The following is a 25,238-nucleotide window of genomic DNA, read 5'->3' as shown; positions in this document are numbered from 1 at the left end:
CCGTCCCGGACCGGCGTCGGGCCGGAGGTCCGCTCGCTCTTCCGCTCGTTGTCTGCTTCGACTCCGCCCAGCACTGCCCGCCCTGTCCTTCTCGTCGTCTGCCTGTTGCCATTCCGGTCCGGCCGATGAACTGCGTGGGGCGGCACGCGGCGGGGCCGGAAAGGGCCCCGCCGCACACCGTGTCAGTCGCCGGCGCGCGCAGCGCGCCGCGCACTAGCTTTCGTGGCTGCCCGGCTTCTGCGGCTTCTCGCCGTAACCGCCGTGCTCCTTGGGCTTGTTGCCGTAGCCGCCGTCTTCGTGACCGTGCCCCGGCTTGTCCTCGTGACCGTGGCCGGGCTTGCCGTCGTGACCGTGCCCGGGCTTGCCGTCGTGACCGTGCCCGGGCTTGCCGCCGTGCCCGCCGCCGTGGCCGCCACCGGTGTGTCCGCCGTGGCCGCCGCCGGTGTGTCCGCCGTTGCCGCCACCGATGGTGCCGCCGGTGGCGGTCCCGCCGCCCGGCGTTCCGCCCGTCGTGCCACCCGTCGTGCCACCTGTGGTGCCGCCGGTCAGAACGCCGCCGAGCACACCGCCCAGCACACCGCCCGTGGTGCCGCCGGTGGCTGTGCCGCCGGTGGTGGTGCCGCCGGTGGTCCCACCCGTCAGAACGCCGCCGAGCACACCGCCCAGCACACCGCCCGTGGTGGCGCCGGTGGTGGTGCCGCCCGAGGTTCCCGGGGCGCAGGTGGAACGGGTGATCCTGTTGGTGTCCAGGGTGACCGACCCCTCACGCGCCAGCGCTCGTCCGTCGATGCTCGCGCCGGTGGTGGCGCTGATCGAGGTGAGGGCCAGGATGTTGCCGACGAAGGTCGACTGGGTGCCGAGCGTGGCCGAGCTGCCGATTTCCCAGAACACGTTGCACGCCTGCGCACCGTTGATGAGGGCCACGCGACTGGCCGACGCCGTCGTCAGCGCCGAGCCGACCTGGAAGACCCAGACCGCGTTGGGGTCGCCCTCGGCGTCGAGGGTGAGGGTGCCGGTGAGGCCCAGGGTCGAGGATGCGGTGTAGACGCCCGGCACCAGGGTCAGCCCTCCGGCGTCCGGCGGGAGCGTTTCGTCCGTGGCCTGGCCCGCGGCGTCGTTGAAGGCCGTCACCAGGTCGGTCTTGGCCTGGAGCGCGACGGCGTCCGCGGAGTGCTGAACGCCGTTCACCAGTCCCGGCGGGAATCCGCTGATCGCGGTTCCGGGGCTGACCCCGACGTCCCCGGTGATCACGGAGGGGCCGGTGTTGGTGACCGATTGACCGGCCAGCACGGCGAAGCTGTCGGCCGTGCCGAGCGGCACGGGAGTGGCGAGGGCGAACGCCTGGGACGGCGCCACGGCCACCATCGCCGCCGAAACGGCCGTGGTGAGAGCTGCCGTGAGCCAGGACGAGACGGTGCGCCGTTGTGCGGCATCAGAGGTTCTTAGCTTCATCGGGAACCGGTTTTCTGTGCGAGACGGCGGCTTCCAGGCCATTCACAGTTTCCCGGAAACCCTCAATTTTTCCGTCCGCACATTACTCACAAAGAACCGGAAATCGTGGAACAGCGAGGGCGAGTCGAGCGCCCATGAGCGCTATTCGGAGGGCGCGACAACGTGATATGGAATCATCATTTTAATTCCTTTGGTTATTTCGGCGCCGAAAAATGGTTTCTCCTTTCTGCAGAAATGATCATGCAGAAATGAGCGCTTGCGCACCACGGTGTCGGCCGGTCGTCCGGGGACCGGCACGCGCCGCAACCATGTCCACCCCGGCGGCTGATGCGGCCGCCGCGCCGGATTTCCTGCGCGCTCGGCGGGGCATCCGGCCCGAGGCCGCAGCACTCTTCGGTCACAGCGAGGGCGGCTGGGTCGCGCCGCGCCCCGTCGCGGCGCAGGACGGTCTGCTGGGTGTCATCACCAGCGGTGCCGGTCAGTCGGTTCGGCCATCGCCACCGGATCCACCGCACCCGCGAAGGGCCGGTCAGTCCGCGCGTGCGGCGGGGTCGACCCGGAGAGTCCCGTGATGACCGTCGTCCCACGTACGAGGCTCACCAACTGTCCGGCCACACCTCCGCCTTGGGCGACAACGCGGCCCGCCTGGCGGGATGGGCCGCGTCGGCCTTCGCCCGGTTCACCCGTCCATCGGGCGGCGACAGGCGCCAAGTACGGGCTGCACGAGGCCCGTGAGCACACGGGCCGGCCCGGCCCGAGCCGCAAGGGCCCGCCGGGGACGGCGGGCGCACTCCGGTCCGGGTCCCCGCGGCTGCGCATCCACCGCGCCCGCCGGACACCCGGACCCGCCCGTGCTCAGCCGTTCGGGCGGAGGGTCCAGACAACGGTCATCTCGCCGGTCACGGCGCCGTCCGCGCGCTGGATGGCGATCGCCACCGGGAACTCGGGGCGCTGCCCGGCGTCGAGTTCGGCGACGACCTCGGCCGCGGGCCGGCCCAGCGTCGCGGTGGCGGTCACGGGGCCCATCGCGAGCTTCTTGTACGCGATGTCGGCACGGACGGCGAGCGGCACGGCGCGCGAGAGCTGCTCCCCGAACGCGGCCAGGACGATCGCCCCGCTCGCGGACTCGCCGAGGGTGAACATGGCTCCGGCGTGCGGGCCGCCGACGTGGTTGTGGTACTCGCTCTGATCCGGCAGGGCGACCACTGCCTTCTCCGGCGTGGTCTCCAGGAACTCGAGGTTCAGGGTCCTGGCCATCGGCACCGTGGCGGCGAGCATCTCGCCGATCGACATCTGGTCTGCGCTCATACGGGAATGTTACCCACGAGTAGCCAACTCTGGCCAGGACTCGTAGGTGATCCCCGTAACGCCGCGGCTCGGCCGCACCCGCCCCCGAAGCCGGGCATCGAGGGCAGTCCGGGCGCCGGACGCCGCGAAGCGCCCTCCGGCCACCGATCCGGTACAGGTCTGACGAGGGGCAGTGACCCAAACGTGTCACGGGCGGCACTAGGGTTACTGCCCATGTGGCCAGGACAGCAGCCGCCCGGGGGCGAGCAGAACCCGCAGGACCAGAATCAGAACCCGTACCAGCAGTCGGGTTACCAGCAGCCGAATCCGTACCAGCAGCCCGGACAGCAGCAGTCCGGTTACCCGCAGGCGGGTTACCAGCAGCCCAACCCGTACCAGCAGCAGCCGGGTGCGGGGCAGTGGGGTGCTCCCACCCCCGCGGGCGCGCCCGAGCCGCCGTCCGGTGGCGGGAAGAGCACGAAGATCGTCGCGATCGTGGCGGCCACGGCCGTGGTCGTCACCGCCGGTGTCACCGGTCTGCTCGTCCTCGGCGGCGACAAGGACGACGAGGCGGACGGCAAGACCACCAAGCCGTCCGCGACCGCTTCCAAGAAGCCGAGCGAGTCCGCCACGACCGACAACCCGCGGGGCGGCGACGACGAGAAGCCGACCATCGCCGGCTGGAAGGTCGTCATCAACCCCAAGTGGGGCACCGCGTTCGACGTGCCGGCGGAGTGGGAGGTCCGGACTCCGGGCACCTTCATCGGCTTCGAGGACGCGCAGAAGGAGGACGGGTCCGCCGTCGTCGGCATGTCGGCACCCGCGTTCCTCAAGGAGAACTGGTGCACGTCCGACGAGGACAAGGACGGCACCAAGGACCAGACCGAGCTCGCCGCGGCCGGCACCAAGGGCCAGAGCGGCGCCAAGAGCACGGCCAACGCCGCCCGCAGTGACTCGGCGACCTGGGCCTGGGCCGGTTACACGGACCAGACCAAGGCCGACGAGAAGAAGATCGTGATCGGCAAGGCCGAGGACTTCACGTCGGAGTCGGGTCTCAAGGGCAGCATCGCGACCAGCTACACGCGCGGCGTCAAGAAGGACGACAAGTGCGACACCGAGGGCAAGGCGACGACGTTCGCCTTCAAGAACTCGAACGGTGACTTCGCGTCCTTCACCTTCTACGGGGCCAAGGGCGTCAAGGACGAGGTGCCGGACGCGACGATCCGGAAGATCGCCGCCACCGTACGGCTGCACGGCGACCCCGAGGAGTCCTGAGCCCCCTCCCGCCCGGGCGGGTTGGCATCCGGGGCCCGCTGCGGGGATAGTCGGCCGGTGACCACTGCCGCCGACGCTCCCCGCCGCCCGGCCCGCCCCTCCTGGGCGGGCCGGAACTACACCTTGCTGACCGCCGCCGCGGTCGTCACCAACCTGGGCAGCCACGGCGCCCTCATCGCGGCGGCGTTCGCGGTTCTCGACGCGGGCGGCGACGGTGCGGACGTCGGTCTGGTGGCGGCGGCCCGCACCCTGCCGCTGGTGCTGTTCCTGCTGATCGGCGGCGCCGTCGCGGACCGGCTGCCCCGGCACCGGGTGATGGTCGCCGCCAATGCGCTCAACTGCCTTTCGCAGGCGGCCTTCGCGGCGCTCGTCCTCGCCGGGGAGCCGCGGCTCTGGCAGATGATGCTGCTCACCGCGCTCGGTGGTACGGGGCAGGCGTTCTTCAGCCCGGCCGCCGAGGGCATGCTGATGTCCTCCGTCAGCGGGGAACAGGCCGGCCGCGCCTTCGCCCTGTTCCGGATGGCGATGCAGGGAGCGGGCCTCGGCGGGGCGGCCCTCGGCGGAGTGCTGGTCGCCGTGACCGGACCGGGCTGGGTGCTGGCCGCGGACGCGGCGGCCTTCGCGGTCGCCGCCGCGCTGCGTGCCTTCCTCGACGTGAGTCACATCCCGGAGCGCACGCCCGGTGACGGTCTGTTCGCCGATCTGCGCGACGGCTGGCGGGAGTTCACCGGCCGGACGTGGCTGTGGGCGATCGTCGCGCAGTTCTCCGTCGTGGTCGCGGTGGTCGGGGCCGCCGAGTCGGTCTTCGGTCCGCTGGTCGCCCGTGACAGCCTGGGCGGGGCCGGGCCGTGGGGTCTGGCCCTCGGCGCGTTCGGCGCCGGCACGGTCGGGGGCGCGCTGCTGATGACGCGCTGGAAGCCGCGCCGGCTCCTGCTGGCGGGCACCCTCTGCGTCTTCCCGCTGGCGGCCCCGTCCGCCGCACTGGCCGTCCCGGTGCCGCTGGGCGTGCTGTGCGCCGTGATGTTCGTCAGCGGCCTGGCGATCGAGGTGTTCGGCGTCTCGTGGATGACGGCGCTGCACCAGGAGATCCCCGAGGACAAGCTGAGCCGGGTCTCCGCGTACGACTGGTTCGGCTCGATCGCGATGGTGCCGCTGGCCACCGCCCTCGCGGGCCCCGCGGAGCAGGCCTTCGGCCGCGGCGCCTCCCTGTGGGGCTGTGCGGTCCTGGTCGTCGTGGTCACGGCGGCGGTGCTGTGCGTGCCCGACGTACGCAATCTGACGCGCCGGACGAAGACGGTGGCGCAGGCCACGCCGGTGGCGGACGTCGTACGCGGTTCAGCCGATGCCGAAGGCTCCGTGGGGCGGCTCGGGTGAGGGGACGGCGTCCTCGTCGCGCACCGGGGCGGCGGCGCCGATGAAGTCCCGCAGGGCCGGGCCGTGTTCCACGCGTGCGGGGAAGGCGTCGGAGGCGGTGCGGCGGGCGAGGGCACCGGTGTCGAGGGCCCGGTGCGACGCCACGAGCACCGCGTTGCCGAACCGGCGGCCGCGCAGGACGCCCGGCTCGGCGATGAGGGCCAGCTCCGCGAACACCGTGGCGAAGGTGGCCAGTTGCGAGCGCAGGAAGGCGAAGGGCGCCGCGTCGGCGAGGTTGGCCAGGTAGACACCGTCCGCGCGCAGGGCGCGACCGGCGGCGCGGGCGTACGCCACGGAGGTCAGGTGGGCCGGGACGCGCGAGCCTCCGAAGACGTCCGCGATCACGATGTCCACCGACCCCGGTGCGGCGGCCTCCAGCCAGGTGCGGGCGTCGGCACCGTGCAGCGTGATCCCGGCGGCCTCGGGCAGGGGAAGGTGCTCCACGACGAGCGACAGCAGCGCGCGGTCGGCCTCCACCACGTCCTGGTGCGATCCGGGGCGGGTCGCGGCGAGATAGCGGGGCAGGGTGAGCGCGCCCCCGCCGAGATGCAGCACGTCCAGCGGTCTGCCCGGTTCCGCGACGGTGTCCAGGACGTGCCCGAGGCGCCGGGCGTACTCGAACTCCAGATGCGTCGGGGCGTCCAGGTCGACGTACGACTGCGGCGCGCCGTCGACCGTCAGCAGCCAGGCCCGCTCCCGGTCGACGTCCGGCATCAGCTTGGCGGTCCCGTGATCCACGTCCCGCGTCACGGGTATCGGCTCGTCCACGGCTCCATTGTGCCGTCGAACCGGCCGGCCCCGCCCGGACCCGGCCCGCCTCGCCTCGCCCCGGCGGCCGCGCAAGGCCGATCGACCTCCCCGGTCGACGAGCCCGCCGCTCCTGGAGGGACCCGCGCGGGCCCCGCAGCAGCGCGACGGCCGACGTGGATCCCCCCGCCTCGACGCGTCGGCACAGGCCGGCCGCACCCCGCAGAAACCGGCACGGGCCGGCCGCATCCCACGAGCCGACGTGCACCTGCCCATCCCGGCCTTCCGAAGCGTCCGGCCGCACGGCGGGCGGAACCGCCCGGCGACACGGCCTCGGACGCAGGTCGGGCCGCCCCGGCACCGGGCCCGGGACCACTGCGCTCCGGTGGCCGCGGATGAGCACCGTCGGGCCCCCCTCCCCCGGCCGGGACCGGGACCGCCGCGCGGCAGGCCGCCGGGCGAGCCCGCGCCCGCACGGCGGTCCGACGGAACACGGAACCCGGGGCCGGCCGGCCGGCCGGTTCAGTCGTGCCAGACCTCGGCGACCTGCGTCGCGTGGGCGGGTGCCTGCGCCAGGCCTGCGCGTGCCGCGGCCGCCCGCACCGCCGGGTCCAGCGGGTTGCGGCCGAAGGACCGCTTGGCCGCGGGGTCGGGCGTGACGACCACCACGCGGGCACCGGCGGCGGCGAGCCTGCGGCCCTGCTCGCCGGCCGACACCAGGGGGCCGCCGCCGATCGCGAGAGGAGCGAGGACGACCACGCGCTCGTACCCGGCGGCCAGTTGGGCGTTGGCCGTGGAGTGGATGCCGCCGTCCATCCACAGGCGGCCGTCGATGGTGACCGGCGGCCAGACCCCGGGGACGGCGCAGCTGGCGGCCACGGCGTCCGCGAGGGCCACGCCGCTGTCCTTGTCGAAGACGCGCAGTTCACCGGTCGCCGTGTCGACGGCGGGCATCCGCAGGGCACGCTCGGGCCACTCGGGCGAGACGAGCCGTCTCTCGACGGCCGCACGCCGCTTCGCCTCCGTGAGAGTCTCCGCGCCGAGTGCCATGCGGCCGATCCGCCGGCCGTACGCCTCCGGCGTGCGTGAGGTCACCGCGGCCCAGACGAAGCGGAGGAGCTGTGCCGCGCCCAGCCGTCCGGTGAGCTCGCCGGTGGGTGCGGCGAGCTGGCGCTCGTAGAGCTCCCGCAGTGTCAGCCTTCCGGAGGTGAGCTGGGCCCCGACGGACGATCCGGCGGACGTGCCGATCACCACGTCGGCGTCGCCGAGATCGACACCGGCCTCGCCGAGCCCGTACAGGATCCCCGCGAGCCAGCCGATGCCGCCGCTGCCCCCGCCACCGAGCACAAGTGCCTTGCCTGCCACGGCTCTCCGCCCTTCCGACGACGTCCTCACCCCGCGAGGCCAGTGTCGCGCACGGCGCCGGCGGGCACCCGAACGGATGCCCGCCCCTCGTCGGGGCGGACACCCGCCGTCCGGCCGGCCTCAGCCAACCGACGTCACCGTCCCCGCGCCGACGGTCCGGCCGCCTTCGCGGATCGCGAAGCCGAGACCGGGCTCCAGCGGCACGTCGCGTCCGAGTTCGACCGTCATCGTGACCGTGTCCCCGGGCCGCGCCACCGCCACCTCGCCGAGGTCGACGTCGCCGACCACGTCCGCGGTGCGGATGTAGAACTGCGGCCGGTAGCCGGTCGTGACCGGGGTGGTGCGACCGCCCTCGCGCGCCGACAGGACGTAGACCTGCGCCGAGAAGCGGCGGCGGGGCACGACACTGCCCGGCGCAGCGACGACGTGTCCCCGGCGCACGGCGTCGCGGGGCACCCCGCGCAGCAGGAGGGCCACGTTGTCCCCCGCCTGCGCCTCGTCCATCGGCTTGCCGAACGTCTCCAGCCCGGTGACCACCGTGTCCACGGACGCGCCGAGCACCTCGACACGGTCGCCGACCCGAACCGTGCCGCGCTCCACCGCACCCGTCACGACCGTGCCGCGCCCGGTGATCGTGAGCACGTTCTCGACCGGGAGGAGGAACGGCGCGTCGAGATAGCGCTCCGGCATGGGCACGTACGTGTCCACGGCGTCCAGCAGCGCGTCGATCGCCGCCGTCCAACGGGGCTCCCCCTGCAGCGCCTTGAGCCCGGAGACCCGTACGACGGGTACGGCGTCGCCTCCGTAGCCGTGCGCGGAGAGCAGTTCGCGGATCTCCAGCTCGACGAGGTCGGCGAGCACGGAGTCCTCGCCGTCCTCGACCGCGTCGGCCTTGTTCAGCGCGACGACGATGTGGTCGACGCCCACCTGCCGGGCGAGCAGCACGTGTTCGGCGGTCTGCGGCATGATTCCGTCGAGCGCGGAGACGACGAGGATCGCCCCGTCGAGCTGGGCCGCGCCGGTGACCATGTTCTTCACGTAGTCGGCGTGGCCGGGCATGTCCACGTGCGCGTAGTGCCGGGTGTCGGTCTCGTACTCGACGTGCGCGATGTTGATGGTGATGCCGCGCGCGGCCTCCTCCGGCGCCCGGTCGATGCGGTCGAACGGGACGAACGTGCCGGAGCCGCGCTCGGCGAGGACCTTGGTGATGGCGGCGGTCAGGGTCGTCTTGCCGTGGTCGACGTGACCCATGGTGCCGATGTTCAGGTGCGGTTTGGTGCGCACGTAAGCCGTCTTGGGCATGGCTGTACCTCGAAGCCTCTTCGGTGTCAGCGTGAGCTGGGTGATGGCTCCGGCGCGTACGGGCCGGAGCGGGGACCCCGAGGAGTTGCCGACCCTCCCCCTGCGGGGTCCGCCGGACAATCCGGGAAGGGTCAGCTTCGGGCGCCGTCGACGGCGGCCACGACGATCGGGACGGCAGCCTTCGGGGCATCCGCTGCTGCGGATGCTGCGAGGAGGAAGGCGAGCCGGAACATGAGGCGATCCTCGCCGAAGCGGGTGCCCGCGTCGAATGGTTTTCGGTGGGGTCCGCGGCGGTCGTCCGTCCGGCGGCCCGAAAAGAAGAAGGAAAGGAGGTGTACCCACTCCTTTCCACTCTCAACTTATAGCGCACAGGGGGCCTTGCGGCAAGGCCCCCTCTCTCCCGCAAAATGACCGGCCCGGACCGGAGCCGGGCGAAAGGAGAAACGCCCCGGCCGCCCCGGAGAGGTGGGCGCCGTCCACCCGAACCCCATGGAACCGGACCACGGGAACCCGCCCGCCGCACGACCCGGGCCGGCCTCAGGCACCGAACGCGCGGACGGGGCCCGCCCCTCACGGCCGCCCCGGACGTCCCGCTCGTCCGGACATCCCGCCGCCCGCCACGACCACCGACGACCTCCGATCGGAGCCGAAGCCCTTGCATCCGCTGACCACCAGCGTGTTCGACCTTCCCGACCGTCTCTCCCCCAAGGCCGACCCGCGGCTGATCGCGGGCGACGAGCAGCACTTCGCGGCCCTCGCGCACACCCTCGACCAGACCATCGCCGAACTGTCCGAGCGGCTCGACGCCGAGCGCAGGGCACCCGGCGGCCAGGGCCGGCAGGCCATGGACCGGGACGCGGAGATCCACCGGCTGACCTCCCGCCTGCGGGCCCTGCGCCGGTTCGGCCTGGATCTCTGCCTCGGCCACATGGTCGGCGCGGACGACCCCGAGCCCGTCTACATCGGGCGGCTCGGCCTGACGGACAGCACCGGGCGCCGACTGCTGGTCGACTGGCGCTCCCCCGCCGCCGAGCCGTTCTTCGGAGCCACCCACGCCAACCCGATGGGGCTGGCGAGCCGCCGCAGATACCGCTGGACGAACGGCCGGATCGGCGACTACTGGGACGAGGTGTTCACCGCGGACGGATTCGCCGGGCACGCCGCGCTCGACGACCAGTCCGCCTTCATCGCGAGTCTGGGCGGCAACAGATCGGCACGGATGCGCGACGTGCTCGGCACCATCCAGGCCGACCAGGACGCCGTCATCCGCGCCGGGTCGCGCGGGGCCCTCGTCGTCGACGGCGGTCCCGGTACGGGCAAGACCGTCGTCGCGCTGCACCGCTCCGCCTATCTCCTGCACGCCGACCCGCGTCTCGGCCACCGCCGGGGCGGTGTGCTGTTCGTCGGTCCGCACCGGCCCTACCTCGCCTACGTCTCCGACGTCCTGCCCAGTCTCGGTGAGGAGGGTGTGCAGACCTGCATTCTCCGGGACCTCGTCGCCGAGGGAGGCTCCGCGGCGATCGAGGCCGACGCCGAGGTGGCGCGCCTGAAGTCGTCCGCGGACATGGTGGGCGCGATCGAGAAGGCCGTGGCGTTCTACGAGGAACCGCCCGCGCAGGGCATGACGGTCTCGACCCAGTGGTCCGACGTCCGGGTCACCCCCGACGACTGGGCCGTGGCCTTCGAGTCGGCGGACCCCGGTTCCGCGCACAACGAGGCGCGCGACCAGGTCTGGGAGGAACTGCTCACGATCCTGGTGGACAAGCACGACGGCGACGTCCCGGCCGACCTGCTGCGCCAATCGCTGGGGCGGGACCGGGAGTTGGCCACGACGTTCGACCGGGCCTGGCCGATGCTGGAGGCCGCCGACCTCGTCGGCGACCTCTGGTCGGTGCCCGCCTACCTGCGTCTGTGCGCGCCCTGGCTGTCGCGGGAGGACGTGCGGCGGCTGCAGCGGACGGACGCCCAGGCCTGGACGGTGTCCGACCTGCCGCTCCTGGACGCCGCGCGGCAGCGGCTCGGCGACCCGGAGACGGCTCGGCGCAAGCGCCGGCAGGAGGCCGCTCTCGCCGCCCAGCGCGAGCGCATGACGCAGGTGGTGGACAACCTGATCGAGGCCGCGGCCGCCTCCGGTGCCGACGGGGACGACGGGGAGGGCCTCGTGACGATGCTGCGCGGTGCGGACGCCCGGGTCAGCCTGGTCGACGAGTCCGAACTGGTCACCGCCGACCCCGACCTGCTCGCCGGTCCGTTCGCGCACATCGTGGTGGACGAGGCCCAGGAACTGACGGACGCGGAGTGGCAGATGCTGCTGCTCAGGTGCCCGTCCCGCAGCTTCACCATCGTCGGGGACCGCGCCCAGGCCAGGCACGGCTTCACGGAGACGTGGCAGGAACGGCTGGCGCGGGTCGGTCTCGACCGGGTCGTACTCGCCTCGCTGAGCATCAACTACCGTACGCCGGACGAGGTGATGGCGGAGGCCGAGCCGGTCATCCGGGCCGCGCTTCCCGACGCCAACGTGCCGACGTCCATCCGCAGCGCCGGGGTCCCCGTCGTGCACGGAGCCGTCTCCGACCTGGACTCGGTCCTGGACACCTGGCTGGCGGCGAACGCCGACGGCATCGCCTGCGTCATCGGCGATCCGACGTTCCGGGCGACGTCCCGCGTCCGGTCCCTGACGCCGGAGCTGTCCAAGGGGCTGGAGTTCGACCTGGTCGTCCTGGTCGACCCGGAGGCGTTCGGCTCGGGCGTGGAAGGAGCCGTCGACCGCTATGTCGCGATGACCCGGGCGACCCGTCAACTCGTCGTCCTCACCGGCTCCTGACGCCGGCCGGGCGGACGCCGCGGCACGGGTGGCGGGGCGGTGAACGGGTCACCGGTTCCGGCGGAGGAAGGCGTCGCGCGGGCACGAACCGTCGGGACGGCGTTCGGCGCGGGCACGGTGCGGCGGAGACGCGTCCGCGCGAGGCTGCGACGGGAGAGGGCGTCCGCGCGGGCCCAGTGCTTCGGGCCGCGCGGGCGCTGTCCGGCATGCCGCCCGCGGCACACGATGTCGGGGAATCCGTGACCTCCGTGAGACGAACCATACGGCGATCACACACATGGGTCGGTTAGGGTCGCCGGATGCTCGATGCCACCACCCGCTCTGGGGGCACCGCCACGGCCACTCCCCCGGCCACCGCCACGGAGCTCGCCTCCGCCACGGATCCCGTCGGCACCGGACGGCTCGCCGGCGCCCTGCACCTCGGGCCGGCCCACCCACTCGGCCCCACCGCACCCAGAGGCCTCGCCGCCCGCTGCGCCAGAGCCCTGCTCTCCCCCTGGTCCCGGCTGTCGCTGCTGCTGGTCCTGCTCGCGGCGGCCGCGGCCGGCGTCCTCGCCTTCGAGCCGCAGCGGCTGCTGGCGGACGGCTGGCCGCCCCAGCTGGGGGGCGCCGCGGCGGCGCTGGTCTTCGCCGTGGCGTACGGGCTGTGCACGGTCGCCTTCGTGCCCCGACCGCTGCTCAACCTCGCGGCGGGGGCCCTGTTCGGTTCCCAGCTGGGGGTGGGAGCGGCGCTGGCCGGCACCGTGCTCGGTGCGGGACTGGCCTTCGGGCTCGGCCGGTTCCTGGGCCAGGACGCACTGCGCCCGCTGCTGCGGGGCCGTTGGCTCAAGGCGGCGGACGGACAGCTCAGCCGGCACGGCTTCCGCTCGATGATGGTGGCCCGGCTCTTCCCCGGGGTTCCGTTCTGGGCCGCCAACTACTGTGCGGCGGTGTCCCGGATGGGCTGGCTGCCGTTCCTTCTCGCCACGGCGCTCGGGTCGATCCCGAACACGGCGGCGTACGTGGTCGCCGGTGCCCGCGCCTCGGCACCGACGTCGCCCGCCTTCCTGATCGCCATGGGCTTCATCGCCGTACCCGCGCTGGTGGGCACGGTGGTGGCCTGGCGCAAGCGGCACCAACTGCGCCCCGCTCGCTGAGCCGTCACGGGCCCGTACGACGGACGGCCACCACCCGCCCGTAGATCGGGTGGGCCACCACCCGCCCGTAGTCGGTCAGCCGCCACCCGGGCGGCCGACCGACGGGCGGCCGACCGACGGGCGCGCGCCCGGGCCGGAGCGGCTCGCCGGCCCGGGCACCTGGTGCGGCCGAGCGGGTCATACGGACTCCAGCACCATCGCGTTGGCGAGTCCGCCCGCCTCGCACATCGTCTGCAGCGCGTAGCGCGCTCCGCGCGCCCGCATGGCGTGGACGAGAGTGGTGGTCAGCCGGGTGCCGCTCGCCCCCAGCGGGTGGCCGAGGGCGATGGCCCCGCCGTGCACGTTGACCCGGGCGGGATCGGCGCCCGTCTCCTGCTGCCAGGCCAGCACGACGCTGGAGAAGGCCTCGTTGACCTCGAAGAGGTCGATGTCGTCGAGGGTGAGCCGTGCCCTGCGGAGCACCTTCTCGGTGGCGGGGACGACGCCCGTGAGCATGAGCAGCGGGTCGGATCCGGTGACCGCGAAGCTGTGCAGCCGTGCGATCGGGCGCAGGCCGAGACGGGCCGCCGTCTCGCTCGACGTGATCAGCACCGCCGACGCCCCGTCGTTGATGGGGCTGGCGTTTCCGGCCGTCACGTTCCACTCGATCTGCGGGAAGCGCTCGCCCATCGCGGGGTCGTAGTACGCGGGTTTGAGGCCGGCCAGGATCTCCGGGGTGCTGGCCGGGCGTACGCACTCGTCGCGCCCGACGCCCTCCAGCGGCGCGACCTCGGCGTCGAACAGGCCGTTCTCCCAGGCCGCGGCTGCCTTGTGGTGCGAGCCGACGGCGAACGCGTCCATCTGCTCGCGGGAGATCCCCCACTTGGCGGCGATCAGCTCGGCGCTGATGCCCTGCGGCACGAGACCCTCGGGATAGCGCTCGGCCACGCCGGGCCCGAAGGGGTCCTTGCCCGCCGGTACGTTCGACCACATCGGTACGCGGCTCATGGACTCCACCCCGCAGGCGACCACCAGGTCGTAGGCACCGGACAGGACGCCCTGCGCCGCGAAGTGGACGGCCTGCTGGGAGGAGCCGCACTGCCGGTCGACGGTCGTCGCGGGCACCGACTCGGGGAAGCCCGCGGACAGCACGGCGTACCGGGTGGTGTTCATGGCCTGCTCACCGACCTGGTCGACGGTGCCGCCGATGACGTCGTCGATCAGCTCCGGGTCGACGCCGGACCGTTCGACCAGGGTGCGCAGTGTGTGCGCGAGCAGTTCCACGGGATGGACATGGGCGAGGGAGCCGTTCGGCTTGCCCTTGCCCACGGGGGTGCGTACGGCTTCGACGATCACGGCGTCACGCATGGTGGGCCTCTCCAGTGAGGGAACCGGCGGTCGGACGGGGTGGTCGCACCCCACCCCGGAACGGGTAAGTTGGAAATCCAAACCCGCTAAGTGACCCAAGAGTAGCCCAGTGGGTTGGAACAACCAACTCACCCCCTAGACTGGATTCCATGAAGGACGCCCGCCCCTGTTCGATCGCCGCCACGCTGGCCCTCGTCGGCGAGAAGTACTCCCTGCTCGTACTGCGCGAGGTCTCCCTGGGCGCCACGCGCTTCGACCAGTTGGTCCGCAACACCGGAGCCCCCCGTGACGTGCTGACCGCCCGGCTGAGACGGCTGGTCGAGGCGGGCGTGCTGGAGAAGGTCGCGTACAGCGAACGGCCCAGGCGCTACGAGTACCGGCCCACCCCGGCCGGGCGGGAGCTGGAGCCGGTGCTGCTCACACTGATGGCGTGGGGCGACCGCCACCTTCAGCGGGCCGGCTCCCGCCCCATGGTCCTGGAGCACTCCTGCGGCCACGAACTGGTCCCCCAGGTCGTCTGCCGGGAATGCGGGGACGAGGTCCGGCACGACGACCTGACGGCCCACCCGCAGGCCCCGGGGTGGACCGTGACGGGACCGGTGGCGGCGTAGGCGCCCGCTTTCCCGCGGAAGCGCGCCCCGAACCATGCGGGCCGGGCACGGCCGGGCGGTGGGGCACCCGCGTCGGCGCCCCGAGCCGCCGCGAGTCCGGCCGCTGCTCCCGGAGCATTCCGTCCAGGTCGGTGTACGCGTGGGGATGCCGCCCTCCGCGCAGAACGCCCGTACCGCGGCCGGGTCGACGTCGACGTCTACGGCGGCGACGATCTCCGTCTCGCCCGCCTCGGCGTGCCGCGAGGGCCGGCGACTGGCTGCCGCGAGCGATGGCGCCCGTACCGATGACCGCGACCTTGATGCGCCGGCCCCGGAGCGGGGACACCGGCGAGGTCGGGGCGGGGCGAGAGGGCGGTGCGGCACGGGTCGGGCGCATGGACGTGATCAGCACACCGTCGACGGGGCGGACGCTGCGCGGCGGAGATGTGGTGGTGTCCTGGCGAGCGCTGCACACATAGCGATCGCTTTCTCCGAGCGGAACGCAGGCCGTGGCCGGGCGGTGGGTCAACAGCCCCGCCCGCGCTCCGCGCGGCGGTGACCTGTGCCCGCGACAGCGGTGAGGACGGACCGGTGCCGGCGCGGCCGGGGGAGGCGCGTCCGATCGCCTCCGGGAGCGGTACCGAGCCGTCGCCACCGGGACGCCCTGCCGTCGAATGTCTCTGCGAAGCCCCTGTGGTCGGGCTGTCGGGGCGGGACGCTACGCTGCCCTCGACACCCGTGATCACCGCGCCCCGAGCGCCGGTGCGTGCGGCACCACCCCATCGCCCCTTCCACGATCAGCACTTGGACCACGAAATTCCATGTCTTGGTTTGAATCCCTCGTCCTCGGACTCGTCCAGGGGCTGACCGAATTCCTTCCCATCTCGTCCAGCGCGCACCTGCGGCTCACCGCGGCGTTCGCGGGCTGGCACGACCCGGGAGCGGCCTTCACGGCGATCACCCAGATCGGCACGGAGGCCGCGGTGCTGATCTACTTCCGGAAGGACATCGCGCGGATCATCTCTTCCTGGTTCCGCTCGCTCACCGACAAGGCGATGCGGCACGACCAGGACGCCAAGATGGGCTGGCTGGTGATCGTCGGCTCGATCCCGATCGGCGTGCTCGGTGTGACGTTCAAGGACCAGATCGAGGGCCCGTTCCGCGACCTGCGACTGACCGCGACGATGCTGATCGTGATGGGTGTCGTGCTCGGCGTCGCCGACCGGCTGGCGGCGCGCGACGAGACGGGCGGCAGGCACCGCGCCGCCAAGCAGCGCAAGTCGCTCCAGGAGCTGAGCGTCAAGGACGGCCTCATCTACGGCGTCTGCCAGGCGATGGCGCTGGTTCCGGGTGTGTCCCGGTCCGGCGCGACGATCAGCGGCGGCCTGCTGATGGGCTACACCCGCGAGGCGGCGGCCCGCTACTCCTTCCTCCTCGCCGTCCCGGCCGTGCTGGCCTCCGGCGCCTTCGAGCTGAAGGACGCCAGCGAGGGCGGACATGTCTCCTGGGGCCCGACGATCTTCGCCACGATCATCGCCTTCGTGGTGGGCTACGCCGTCATCGCCTGGTTCATGAAGTTCATCTCCAGCAAGAGCTTCATGCCCTTCGTCTACTACCGCATCGCGCTCGGCATCGTCATCATCGCGCTGGTGGCCACGGGGGCGTTGAGCCCGCACGCAGCGGAGTCCGCGGGCTGACCTCCGACTCGGCCGCCCGCCGGTTCGGACAACTCGCCGCCCCCTCCGAAGCCGACACCCCGCCCAGCACCGGCGCCCTCAGACGCACCACGTCCGCGCCTTCCACGGTGTCGGCCCGGCGGTCGGGGGCGAGGCGCCGATCCGCTCGCCGAGTCCGACGGCCCGGTTCCTCGTCGCGCGCTCACCCTCCCGGGAGATCGAGGGCCCACGGCTCCCGTCGGATCTCCAGGCCGTTGGCGACGTACGCGATGGTGCGGTACCAGCCGGCGAGGACGAGGAGTTCCAGGGCCTCCGTCTCGTCGAGGTGCGCACGCAGGCCGTCCCAGGTCGCGTCGCTCAGCCGCGCCGTGGCGTGCAGTTCGTCGACGGCGTGCAGCAACGCCCGCTGCCGGGGCGACCAGGCCGGGTCGTCGGCGGCGCCGGTGGCGGTGAGGGTGACCAGGTCGGGGGTGAGCCCCGCCGCCTCGGCGTACGTGGCCATGTGGACGCCCCACTCGTAGGCGCACCCGCTGCGGGCGGCGACGCGAGCGATCACGAGCTCGCGGTCCGCGTCGCCCAGTCGGCCCCGGACGAGGAGTCCGGCGCCCAACGCGCGCATCCGCGAGGCGAGTTCGGGGTGACGTTGCAGCACTTTGAAGAGCATCAGGGGTTCACGGGCGACACCGGGCGGCATCCACTTGTGCAACGCGCGGTCGGTCTCCGGATCGTAGGGCGGCGTGACGCCGTCGATGCGCTGGCTCATGCCGCGCACTCTTGCGCTTCTGAAACAGAAGCGCAAGAGTGGGAAGTGAGCAACACGGCCCGAGAGGTACTCACTTGAGCACGACACCGCAGGCACCCCGGCCCGACGAGGCCCCCACCCCCCTGCCCGGCCGCCCCGTCCGCGGCTCCGGCACGGGACGGCCCGTCATGGCCGCCCTGGATCTGCTGGGCAGACGCTGGACCCTGCGGGTGATCTGGGAACTGCACCTGGCCGGCGCCCCCGCCGGCTTCCGCGATCTCCAGCGCCGCTGCGACGGGATGTCCTCCAGCGTCCTGTCCACCCGCCTCAGGGAGCTCCGCGAGGCGGGCATCGCCGGCCCCACGGACGAGGCGACCTGGCGGCTCACTCCCCTCGGCGACGACCTGGTGACCGCCCTGCAGCCGCTGCTGACCTGGTCCCGCGCATGGGCCGAGCGGTGAGACCCGCCGACCGCTCCGCCACGGCCGACCGGGTCGGACACGTTCCCTCACGATCCACCGTGACCAACCACATACGTGATGCGTAGCCGTCCGGTAGCGCAGTGTCAGTCCTTGCGCCTAGGCTGTTCCGCATGTCCCCCGATTCCGTGACCCCTGGTTCCGTGCGGTCTGCGGCCGCGTTAAATGAACAGATTCGTGCCCTGTGGATGCGTACGGGCGGTTCCCTGTCGGCCCAGGAGCGTGCGGAGTACGAGCTGCTGGTCGTGAGGTGGGCCGCGGCGATCCGCGATGAGGTCATCGAGGCGGCCTGACCGCCCTTGGCGGATCACCGGTCGAGCCGACCGCACGGCCCGGTGCCGGAGCGGAGAGCGGCGATGGCGCCGCGGAAGACGACGGGCCGGACTCGCCCTGCCCTCCCGGTGACAGGCCGCTGAGCCCACCACCGAAGCAATGCCTCCGGCGTGAGGCCTCAGCGCCCGCCGGACACCCGCAGTACGGCCCCCGTCGTGTACGAGGCGTCCGCGGACATCAGCCAGGCGATGGCGGCGGCGATCTCCTCGGCGTGGCCGACCCGGCGCAGCGGGATCGAGTCCGCCGCCCGCTCGGCACGGCCGGGATCCCCCATCGTGGCGTGCATCTCGGTGTCGATCATGCCCGGGGCGACGGCGTTGACGCGGATGCCGTCAGGGCCGAGTTCCTTGGCCAGCCCCAGGGTGAGAGCGTCCACGGCGGCCTTGCTCGCCGCGTAGTGGACGAACTCGCCGGGGCTGCCGAGGGTGGCCGCCGCCGAGGAGACGTTCACGATGACGCCGTCGCGCCACGCCGCCATCTCCTTCGCCGCCCGGCGTGAACAGAGCAGTGTCCCGAGGAGGTTGACCTCGACCACCCGTCGCAGGTCGGCGGGGTCCGTGTCCGTGAGCCTGCCGAGGGGGCCGGTCACACCGGCGTTGTTGACCAGTCCCGTCACCGGCCCGAGCCGGTCGGTCGCCGTGTCGAAGAGGTGGTCGACCTCGGCTTCGACGGAGGTGTCGGCGCGGACCGTGACGCACCGCGCTCCCGCCGCGCGGACGGCGTCCGCCGTCCTCTCTGCGGCCGCGCCGTCGGTCACATAGCCGATCGCCAGGTCGTGGCCGTCCGCCGCGAGGCGCGCGCACGTGGCGGCTCCGATACCCCGGCTTCCGCCTGTGACGACCGTGACAGGACGTGCCATGTGTGTCTCCTCGTGACGTCGCCGCGGCGAGCTTCCGGACCACCCCACGATCGCAGACGCGCGCGGCCCTTCGCGGCCCGGGGCCGCGCGGTGCACAGGCCGCGCACCCCGGGACACGGCAGCGACGGCCGCCACCGGGTCACGGAGGGGACGAGGAAGGAGAGCCAATCGATTCCGATCAAGTCGGTTGGCCGGCCGGGGAATTGAGGCCCGCGGGGGCAAGGCCGGCCGCGGAGCCGCGGGGAGCCCCGCGCACATCGCTGCACGACTGCCCCTGCACGCCCCTTGGCTGCTCCCCCTCCGTGGCCAACACTGAGCCGATGACACAGCGTGTGGAACTCGCGACCGTGATGGACCGGCTGGCCGTGGACGAACTGATCACCGACTACGCGGTGGCGGTGGACGACGGTGACTGGGAGGCGTACCAGGCGCTGTTCGCACCGGACGGCCGGGCGGACTACCGCTCCGCCGGAGGGATCGAGGGCGACGCGGCGCAGATCGTCGGATGGCTGACCCGCAGCCTGGGGTTGTTCTCCATGCGGCAGCATCTGATCGTCAACCGACGCGTCCGTTTCGGGCAGTTGGACCAGGACACCGGTGACACGGCCCGGGTGCAGGCCGACTACGTCAATCCCATGCGGTTCGCGGACCGCGACGGGACGGCCACGGCCCCGGACTTCGTGTGCGGCGGGCGTTACGCCTTCGGGCTGCTGCGCACGTCCGACGGCTGGCGCCTGCGCGAGGTGGTCGTCCGGGAGAAGTGGCGCACCGTGGCGGCGCGGCCCACCGACCGGAAGGACCTTCAGGGCTCCCCCCACGAGCCAGGGGACCAGGCCGGCTCCCCCGCCGATCGGCCCGCCGCGCGGACGGGGCGGGAGGCCACCGCCACCTGAGCGGTCGTCCCCCGCCCGAGGTCCCGCCACCTGGACTGTCTGAGATCCACAAGGGCGGGCAGACTGGGAGGGCACGCAACGAGAGGGAGGCGCCGTATGGGCATGGCCGGCGACTGGCTCGCCTCCCGCTGGTGGCGCGGAGCCGCCGCCCTCCTCGCCGGCGCGCTGCCCATGCTCGCGTTCCCGGCGCCGTCGCTGTGGTGGTTCGCCCCTGTCGCGCTGGTGCCGTGGATCCTGCTGATCCGCTCGGCGCCGACCGGCAGGCGGGCCGCGTACGACGGCTGGCTGGGCGGGCTCGGCTACATGCTGGCCGTGCATCACTGGCTGCTGCCGAGCCTGCACGTGTTCACGGTCGTGATAGCGGCCCTGCTGGGGGCGCTGTGGGCGCCCTGGGGCCTGCTCGTGCGCCGGTTCCTGGCCGGTGCCCCGGGGCCCGGCCGGGTCGCGGGCGCGTTCCTGGTGCTGCCGTCGGGCTGGCTGGCGGTCGAACTCGTGCGGTCCTGGCAGGGGTTGGGCGGGCCCTGGGGTCTGCTCGGTTCGAGCCAGTGGCAGGTGGAGCCCGCGCTGCGGCTCGCCTCGGTGGGCGGCGTCTGGCTGCTGAGTTTCCTGGTGGTCGCGGTCAACGTCGCGGTCGCCGTGCTCGTCGCGGTGCGCGAGGCCCGGGTCCCGGCCCTGGCCGGCCTGGTGGCGACGGCCGCCGCGACCTCCGCGGCATGGGTGTGGTCCCCGCGCCCCGACGCGGACGGCGGAGTCAGGATCGCCGTCGTCCAGCCCGGCGTCGTCGACGGGGCCGACAGCCCCGACAAACGTTTCGCCCTCGAGGAGGCGCTGACCCGCCGACTCGCCGGTCAAAGGCTGGACCTGATCGTCTGGGGCGAGAGCAGCGTCGGCTTCGACCTCGCCGACCGCCCCGACCTGGCCGACCGGATCGCGGCCCTGTCCCGGCTCACCGGCGCCGACATCCTGGCGAACGTGGACGCCCGGCGTTCGGACCGGCCCGGCATCTACAAGAGTTCCGTCCTGGTCGGTCCCGAGGGCCCCACCGGCGACCGCTACGACAAGATGCGGCTCGTGCCGTTCGGTGAGTACATACCGGCGCGCTCCCTGCTCGGCTGGGCGACCTCGGTCGGCAAGGCGGCGGGCGAGGACCGCAGGCAGGGCCGTGACCAGGTGGTCATGAACGTCGGTCACGGGCTGCGCGTGGGCCCCATGGTCTGCTTCGAGTCGGCGTTCCCCGACATGAGCCGCCGCCTCACCGAGGACGGCGCCGAGGTGCTCCTGGCGCAGTCCTCGACCTCCTCGTTCCAGCACAGCTGGGCGCCCGCCCAGCACGCTTCGCTGGCCGCGCTGCGGGCCGCCGAGACCGGTCGCCCCATGCTGCACGCCACCCTCACCGGCGTCTCCGCCGTCTATGGGCCGGGCGGCGAGAGCATCGGTCACCGCCTCGGCACCGGCACGAGCGGTTCGGCGGTCTACGACGTGCCGCTGGCCCGTGGAGTCACGCCGTACGTCCGGTTCGGCGACTGGCCGGTGCACGGGGCCCTTCTGGTGCTGGCCGCCCTCGGCGCCACCGAGTGCGTGCGCTCGCTGCGGCTCAGGCGGACGGCTCCTCCACCGCACGCACCACCCGCTCGCACAGTTCATGGGTCGCCAGCGCATCCCGGGCGCTGAGCACCTTCCCGGCGCGGACGGCGTCGAGGAAGGCGAGCACCACCTGTTCGATGCCGCGCTGCCGGGCCACCGGCACCCAGTCGCCGCGCCGCCGCACCGTGGGCTGGCCCTTGTGGTCGATCACGTCGGCGAGGTTGATCACCTGCCGCTTGGTGTCCTGGCCCGAGATCTCCAGGATCTCCTCGGTGGAGCCGTTCAGCCGGTTCATGACGCCGAGCGCCGTGAAGCCGTCGCCGGCGAGCTGGAGCACGACGTGGTGCAGGAGGCCGTCCTGGCTGCGGGACCGCACGGTGACGTTGTCGACCGGCCCCGGGACCAGGAACCGCAGCGTGTCCACGACGTGGATGAAGTCGTCGAGGACCATGGTGCGCGGATCCTCGGGCAGTCCGACCCGGTTCTTCTGCATCAGGATCAGGTCGCGGGGATGCTCGACGCACTGCGCGTACCCGGGTGCGTAGCGCCGGTTGAAGCCCACGGCGAGGCTCACGTTCCGCTCCTCGGCGAGGCGCACCAGCCGCTCCGAGTCGGCGAGTTCGTAGGCGAGGGGCTTGTCGACATAGGTCGGCACGCCCGCTTCGAGGAGCCGTGTGACGATCTCGGGGTGGGCGATGGTGGACGCGTGGACGAAGGCCGCGTCCAGGTCCTGGGCGAGCAGGTCCGCCAGGTCGGTGTGGCGCTGCGACGCGGGGAGACGGAGGCTGTCGCCGATCTCGGCGAGCGTGGCGGGCGTCCGCGTCTGCAGATGCAGCTCGACCCCCGGCTGGGTGGACAGCACCGGCAGATACGCCTTGCGCGCGATGTCACCGAGTCCGATGCAGCCGACCTTCACAGGAGTCTCCTCGACGAGTGCGTGGGATGTCAGGGAGTCCGCTCGGGGCTCCGTGCCTCGTCGGAAGCATACGGCGGACCGGGCGGGCGCCAGTCGGCGATGCCGTCGAAGCCGCGCAGGAGGAACGCGGGGCCGGCCTTCGCGAGCGCGCCGATCGCGGTGTCGCGCAGGGCGACTCCTACGCGGTTGCGCATCATGTTCAGCCGGGCGATCCGGACGGCCTGCCGGGTGATGGCGGTCGTCCGGGGCTTGCGGTCCGCGGTGTAGGCGGCGAGGCCGGCGAGTTCCCGCCCGGATCCGGGCGAGCCGACGTGGTGGGCGAGCACGACGGCGTCCTCGATCGCCTGGTTCCCGCCCTGCCCGAGCGTCGGCGGCATGGCGTGGGCGGCATCGCCCAGGACCGCGACCCGTCCGCGGTGGAAAGCGGGAAGGGGCTCGGCGATGTGGTGGACGTCGTGCCGCAGCACGTCGGCGGGGCCGACGGCGTCGATGACGGCGGGTACCGGGTCGTGCCAGTCGCCGTACCGGCGCAGGAGTTCGGCCTTCTCGTCCCGGGCACGCTGTCCCGCCGGGACCAGGGCGGCGGCGTACGCGTAGATCCTGCCGTCCTTCAGCGGGTGCGTGCCCCAGAGGTGCCCCGGTCCCCAGGTCTCGTGCGAGGCGAACCGCAGGCCCGGGACGGTGGTGACGACGCGCCAGGTGGTGAAGCCTGAGTAGACGGGCCCGGGGTGCTCGGGGAAGAGCGTGCCGCGCAGGGCGGAGTTGATGCCGTCGGCCGCGACGACCAGGTCGGCCCGGACCTCGCCGTCGGGGGTGTCGATCCGGGCCGGCCGGGTGGTGCCGCCGGGGTCGGTGAGGGACGCCCGGGAGGCGGTCCGGATGCAGCCCCGGGGCAGGCGGGCCGCGAGGCTGGTGATGAGCACGGCCCGGTGCAGCATCACGAGGGGGCCGCCGAACCGCTCGGCCGGCGCGCCGGCGTCGGCCCGCGAGAGCCAGCGGCCGGCGGGGGTGCGCAGACCGCCGTCGCCCTGCCAGGCTGCGAGGTCGCGGATCTCCTCGCCGAGCCCGACGACGTCGAGGGCGCGCAGGGCGTTGGGGGCGAGCGAGATCCCGGCTCCGACCGGCGCCAGGGACGGGGCCCGTTCGAGGACCGTGACCCGCCAGCCGCGCCGGTGCAGGGCCACCGCGGCCGTCAGACCCCCGATGCCGCCTCCGACCACGACGGCGTGCTGCGACTCTGCCATGACTCCTCCTCGCCCTCCCCCGCGGACACCGCCCGAGGGATACCGACCACTCCGGCTACTACACCTGTAGTACGCGGACGAGTCGACCGTACTACAGATGTAGTGAGGCGGGTAGGTTGCTCCCATGCCCGTACGCAGCACCGGCGCCTCCCGCGCCGAACTCATCGCCGACACCGCCCTGGCCCTCCTCGCCGAACGCGGCATGCGCGGCCTCACCCACCGGGCCGTCGACGAGGCGGCGGAACTTCCCCAGGGGTCGACGTCGAACCACGCGCGCACCCGTCTGGCGCTCCTGGAGGCCGCCGTACGGAGGCTGGCGGAGCGTGAGGCCCAGGTGCTCATGCCCGAGGAGCTGCCGGATCCCCGCGGCGGCCCCGACGCGCTCGCCGACGGACTGGCCCTCGCCCTGCACCGGTACCTGACCCGTCACCACGAGCTGCTGATCGCCCGCTACGAGCTGGCCCTGGAGGCCACCCGGCGCCCCGAATTGCGCACGTTCTACGACGCGGCCGGCCTGCGGTTCCGCGATCCGCTGACCGTGCTCGTCACCGAGGCCGGCTCGACGGACCCGGCCCGGCACACGCTGTCGCTCGCCGCCTGGTGCGACGGGCTGATGTTCTCGTGCGTGGCCGGGGCCTTCCATACCGCCGTGCCGACCGCCGGTGAACTACGGGCGGGCCTGCGGGAGTTGCTGCACGGGATGCTGGGCGGCTGAGGTGTCGCGGCATCTCGGTGCGGTCGGCCACGAGGCGTGAGGAGGCGGCGGGGACGGCGGCGTCCCGTCACCGCCGAGGGGCCTCGGGGCGTGCGGCCCGGAATTGACGTGGCCGACCGGCCGCCCCCTCCGCCCGGATGCGCGGCATGACGATCAAGCGCTCCGTCCCCGCGCCCGACGCCGACGAACGGTCCCTGCCGGACGGCTGGCCGGACTGCCACCGGCAGACCCCCGCGATCAAGCGCGCGGGCCGAGCGGCGCCCAGCTCAGGACCGCGCCGGTGGAACCGTCCGAGCTCGCGCTGCCGGCCCTGGTGAGGCACATGGCGGAGGTGGAGCGGATCTGGTCCCGCGCAAGGTCGGTGGACGACGACCGGGGGCCGATCCACTTCAGCGACGAGGACCCGACGGCGAGTTCCACCTCACCGGAGCGGACACCTGGGACGCGGCCCATGCCACCTGGCAGGCCGGCTCCGAGGCGGCCCGGCGCAACGCGGCCCGGTACGCGCTCGGGTACGGCGTAGACGGCACCGCGCAACAGCCGTGCTCATCCGGCCGCTGGAGCTGGACCTCTGGCTCCCCGAGGAGGCCCGGGGGCCGGTCCACGACGCGTCGAAGGGCAGGAGCCGGCTCATCCACGCGCCGATCACCCTGCGCTGGATCTGCACCCCCATGATCGAGGAGTACGCCCGCCACAACGGGCACGCCGACCTGACCCCGGAGCGCCTCGACGGCGGTACGGGCGGCCAGTCCGTGGCGGACCGGGCCCTGCGGGATCACCCGTGCGGGGCATCCTCCGCCGGTCCGGTCCCCCGGACGTCTCCGGCGCACCAGAGTGACGCGGGTGCATCGAACGACGACCACCGCAACGCTCCTGGTCACCGTGGCTGTCTCGGCCCTCGCCGGCTGTATGACGGTCCAGCGGCCGCCCGTCCACGGCCCGCCACCCGCGCCGGGGGGGGGGGGGGGGGGGCGGGGCGGGGGGGGGGGGGGGGGGGGGGGTGGGGGGGGGGCCGCTCAGGGGGGGGGGGGGGGGGGTGGGGGTCGGCTCACCCTAACG

The 25,238-nt window shown here is 73.3% G+C and carries 23 protein-coding genes and 1 pseudogene; 14 read left to right on the top strand and 10 right to left on the bottom strand.

Features of this window, described 5'->3' with window-relative positions:
• Positions 1 to 213: 213 nt before the first annotated feature.
• Positions 214 to 1,452, bottom strand: coding sequence for an ice-binding family protein (locus ACZ4NT_RS11640; RefSeq protein WP_467724910.1), 1,239 nt, complete (start codon positions 1,450 to 1,452; stop codon positions 214 to 216).
• 855 nt (positions 1,453 to 2,307) lie between these two features.
• On the bottom strand, positions 2,308 to 2,745 hold the full coding sequence (locus ACZ4NT_RS11635; protein ID WP_467725194.1) for a DUF4442 domain-containing protein: 438 nt from the start codon (positions 2,743 to 2,745) through the stop codon (positions 2,308 to 2,310).
• Between the two features lie 228 nt (positions 2,746 to 2,973).
• Here ACZ4NT_RS11635 and ACZ4NT_RS11630 point away from each other — a divergent pair, with 228 nt between their 5' ends.
• Together ACZ4NT_RS11630 and ACZ4NT_RS11625 are read left to right on the top strand one after the other, a co-directional pair.
• Positions 2,974 to 4,014: a DUF8017 domain-containing protein gene (locus ACZ4NT_RS11630; RefSeq protein WP_121408594.1), complete on the top strand. Its 1,041-nt coding sequence runs from the start codon at positions 2,974 to 2,976 to the stop codon at positions 4,012 to 4,014.
• Between the two features lie 57 nt (positions 4,015 to 4,071).
• Complete coding sequence (locus ACZ4NT_RS11625; RefSeq protein WP_121408595.1) at positions 4,072 to 5,388, top strand: MFS transporter; 1,317 nt, start codon at positions 4,072 to 4,074, stop codon at positions 5,386 to 5,388.
• On the opposite strand, the gene ACZ4NT_RS11620 is transcribed toward ACZ4NT_RS11625, so the two are convergent.
• From ACZ4NT_RS11620 to tuf, 3 genes are all read right to left on the bottom strand, one after another.
• Positions 5,350 to 6,195: a fused MFS/spermidine synthase gene (locus ACZ4NT_RS11620; RefSeq protein WP_121408596.1), complete on the bottom strand. Its 846-nt coding sequence runs from the start codon at positions 6,193 to 6,195 to the stop codon at positions 5,350 to 5,352. The genes ACZ4NT_RS11625 and ACZ4NT_RS11620 overlap by 39 nt on opposite strands.
• Before the next feature lie 501 nt (positions 6,196 to 6,696).
• Complete coding sequence (locus tag ACZ4NT_RS11615) at positions 6,697 to 7,539, bottom strand: patatin-like phospholipase family protein (protein WP_467724907.1); 843 nt, start codon at positions 7,537 to 7,539, stop codon at positions 6,697 to 6,699.
• A gap of 120 nt (positions 7,540 to 7,659) precedes the next feature.
• Entirely contained in the window at positions 7,660 to 8,841 is a 1,182-nt protein-coding gene (tuf, locus tag ACZ4NT_RS11610; protein WP_467724905.1) for an elongation factor Tu, read from the bottom strand.
• Positions 8,842 to 9,496: 655 nt separating this feature from the next.
• On the opposite strand from tuf, the gene helR reads away from it, so the two are divergent.
• Together helR and ACZ4NT_RS11600 are read left to right on the top strand one after the other, a co-directional pair.
• Complete coding sequence (gene helR, locus ACZ4NT_RS11605; protein WP_467724903.1) at positions 9,497 to 11,665, top strand: RNA polymerase recycling motor ATPase HelR; 2,169 nt, start codon at positions 9,497 to 9,499, stop codon at positions 11,663 to 11,665.
• 299 nt (positions 11,666 to 11,964) lie between these two features.
• Positions 11,965 to 12,801 carry a TVP38/TMEM64 family protein gene (locus ACZ4NT_RS11600; RefSeq protein WP_121408600.1) on the top strand — a complete coding sequence of 279 codons (837 nt, stop codon included), beginning with the start codon at positions 11,965 to 11,967 and terminating at the stop codon, positions 12,799 to 12,801.
• A 177-nt stretch (positions 12,802 to 12,978) separates the two neighbouring features.
• On the opposite strand, the gene ACZ4NT_RS11595 is transcribed toward ACZ4NT_RS11600, so the two are convergent.
• Positions 12,979 to 14,148 (bottom strand): thiolase family protein, encoded by a 1,170-nt coding sequence (locus ACZ4NT_RS11595; RefSeq protein ID WP_121408601.1) that lies wholly within the window; start codon positions 14,146 to 14,148, stop codon positions 12,979 to 12,981.
• A gap of 149 nt (positions 14,149 to 14,297) precedes the next feature.
• Here ACZ4NT_RS11595 and ACZ4NT_RS11590 point away from each other — a divergent pair, with 149 nt between their 5' ends.
• The 3 genes from ACZ4NT_RS11590 (at position 14,298) to ACZ4NT_RS11580 (ending at position 16,435) form a co-directional block, all read left to right on the top strand.
• Positions 14,298 to 14,759 carry a winged helix-turn-helix transcriptional regulator gene (locus ACZ4NT_RS11590; RefSeq protein WP_121408602.1) on the top strand — a complete coding sequence of 154 codons (462 nt, stop codon included), beginning with the start codon at positions 14,298 to 14,300 and terminating at the stop codon, positions 14,757 to 14,759.
• Positions 14,760 to 15,043: 284 nt separating this feature from the next.
• Positions 15,044 to 15,217: a hypothetical protein gene (locus ACZ4NT_RS11585; RefSeq protein ID WP_467724900.1), complete on the top strand. Its 174-nt coding sequence runs from the start codon at positions 15,044 to 15,046 to the stop codon at positions 15,215 to 15,217.
• A gap of 342 nt (positions 15,218 to 15,559) precedes the next feature.
• The gene (locus tag ACZ4NT_RS11580; RefSeq protein WP_467724898.1) at positions 15,560 to 16,435 is read left to right on the top strand and encodes an undecaprenyl-diphosphate phosphatase; all 876 of its coding nucleotides are present in this window, start codon (positions 15,560 to 15,562) and stop codon (positions 16,433 to 16,435) included.
• A 181-nt stretch (positions 16,436 to 16,616) separates the two neighbouring features.
• Here ACZ4NT_RS11580 and ACZ4NT_RS11575 read toward each other — a convergent pair whose 3' ends face one another.
• Entirely contained in the window at positions 16,617 to 17,177 is a 561-nt protein-coding gene (locus tag ACZ4NT_RS11575; RefSeq protein ID WP_121404553.1) for a carboxymuconolactone decarboxylase family protein, read from the bottom strand.
• Positions 17,178 to 17,344: 167 nt separating this feature from the next.
• Here ACZ4NT_RS11575 and ACZ4NT_RS11570 point away from each other — a divergent pair, with 167 nt between their 5' ends.
• Together ACZ4NT_RS11570 and ACZ4NT_RS11565 are read left to right on the top strand one after the other, a co-directional pair.
• Complete coding sequence (locus ACZ4NT_RS11570) at positions 17,345 to 17,617, top strand: winged helix-turn-helix transcriptional regulator (protein WP_467725191.1); 273 nt, start codon at positions 17,345 to 17,347, stop codon at positions 17,615 to 17,617.
• 131 nt (positions 17,618 to 17,748) lie between these two features.
• Entirely contained in the window at positions 17,749 to 17,928 is a 180-nt protein-coding gene (locus tag ACZ4NT_RS11565) for a hypothetical protein (protein WP_121404837.1), read from the top strand.
• 158 nt (positions 17,929 to 18,086) lie between these two features.
• Here ACZ4NT_RS11565 and ACZ4NT_RS11560 read toward each other — a convergent pair whose 3' ends face one another.
• On the bottom strand, positions 18,087 to 18,827 hold the full coding sequence (locus ACZ4NT_RS11560; RefSeq protein ID WP_121404552.1) for an SDR family oxidoreductase: 741 nt from the start codon (positions 18,825 to 18,827) through the stop codon (positions 18,087 to 18,089).
• 320 nt (positions 18,828 to 19,147) lie between these two features.
• Between ACZ4NT_RS11560 and ACZ4NT_RS11555 the strand changes: the two are divergent.
• Positions 19,148 to 19,612: pseudogene (locus tag ACZ4NT_RS11555) on the top strand (nuclear transport factor 2 family protein); the annotation flags it as partial.
• A gap of 204 nt (positions 19,613 to 19,816) precedes the next feature.
• Positions 19,817 to 21,391 (top strand): apolipoprotein N-acyltransferase, encoded by a 1,575-nt coding sequence (gene lnt / locus ACZ4NT_RS11550; RefSeq protein ID WP_467724895.1) that lies wholly within the window; start codon positions 19,817 to 19,819, stop codon positions 21,389 to 21,391.
• On the opposite strand, the gene ACZ4NT_RS11545 is transcribed toward lnt, so the two are convergent.
• Positions 21,315 to 22,220, bottom strand: coding sequence for a Gfo/Idh/MocA family protein (locus ACZ4NT_RS11545; RefSeq protein WP_121404549.1), 906 nt, complete (start codon positions 22,218 to 22,220; stop codon positions 21,315 to 21,317). The two genes, lnt and ACZ4NT_RS11545, sit on opposite strands and share 77 nt — an antisense overlap.
• 29 nt (positions 22,221 to 22,249) lie before the next feature.
• Positions 22,250 to 23,464, bottom strand: a complete 1,215-nt coding sequence (locus ACZ4NT_RS11540) for an FAD-dependent oxidoreductase (protein ID WP_121404548.1) — start codon at positions 23,462 to 23,464, stop codon at positions 22,250 to 22,252.
• A 124-nt stretch (positions 23,465 to 23,588) separates the two neighbouring features.
• Here ACZ4NT_RS11540 and ACZ4NT_RS11535 point away from each other — a divergent pair, with 124 nt between their 5' ends.
• From ACZ4NT_RS11535 to ACZ4NT_RS11525, 3 genes are all read left to right on the top strand, one after another.
• A complete protein-coding gene (locus ACZ4NT_RS11535) occupies positions 23,589 to 24,179 on the top strand; it encodes a TetR/AcrR family transcriptional regulator (protein WP_467724892.1) in 591 nt (196 codons plus the stop codon).
• A 280-nt stretch (positions 24,180 to 24,459) separates the two neighbouring features.
• On the top strand, positions 24,460 to 24,702 hold the full coding sequence (locus ACZ4NT_RS11530) for a hypothetical protein (protein WP_467724890.1): 243 nt from the start codon (positions 24,460 to 24,462) through the stop codon (positions 24,700 to 24,702).
• On the top strand, positions 24,617 to 25,238 hold a 622-nt coding region (locus ACZ4NT_RS11525), incomplete at its 3' end, for a mycothiol transferase (RefSeq protein WP_467725190.1). The genes ACZ4NT_RS11530 and ACZ4NT_RS11525, both read left to right, overlap by 86 nt.

The organism is Streptomyces sp. NPDC026417 (genome assembly GCF_055567695.1).
Note: the sequence above shows the minus strand (reverse complement) of the source record. Positions and strands in the feature narration are given on the sequence as shown.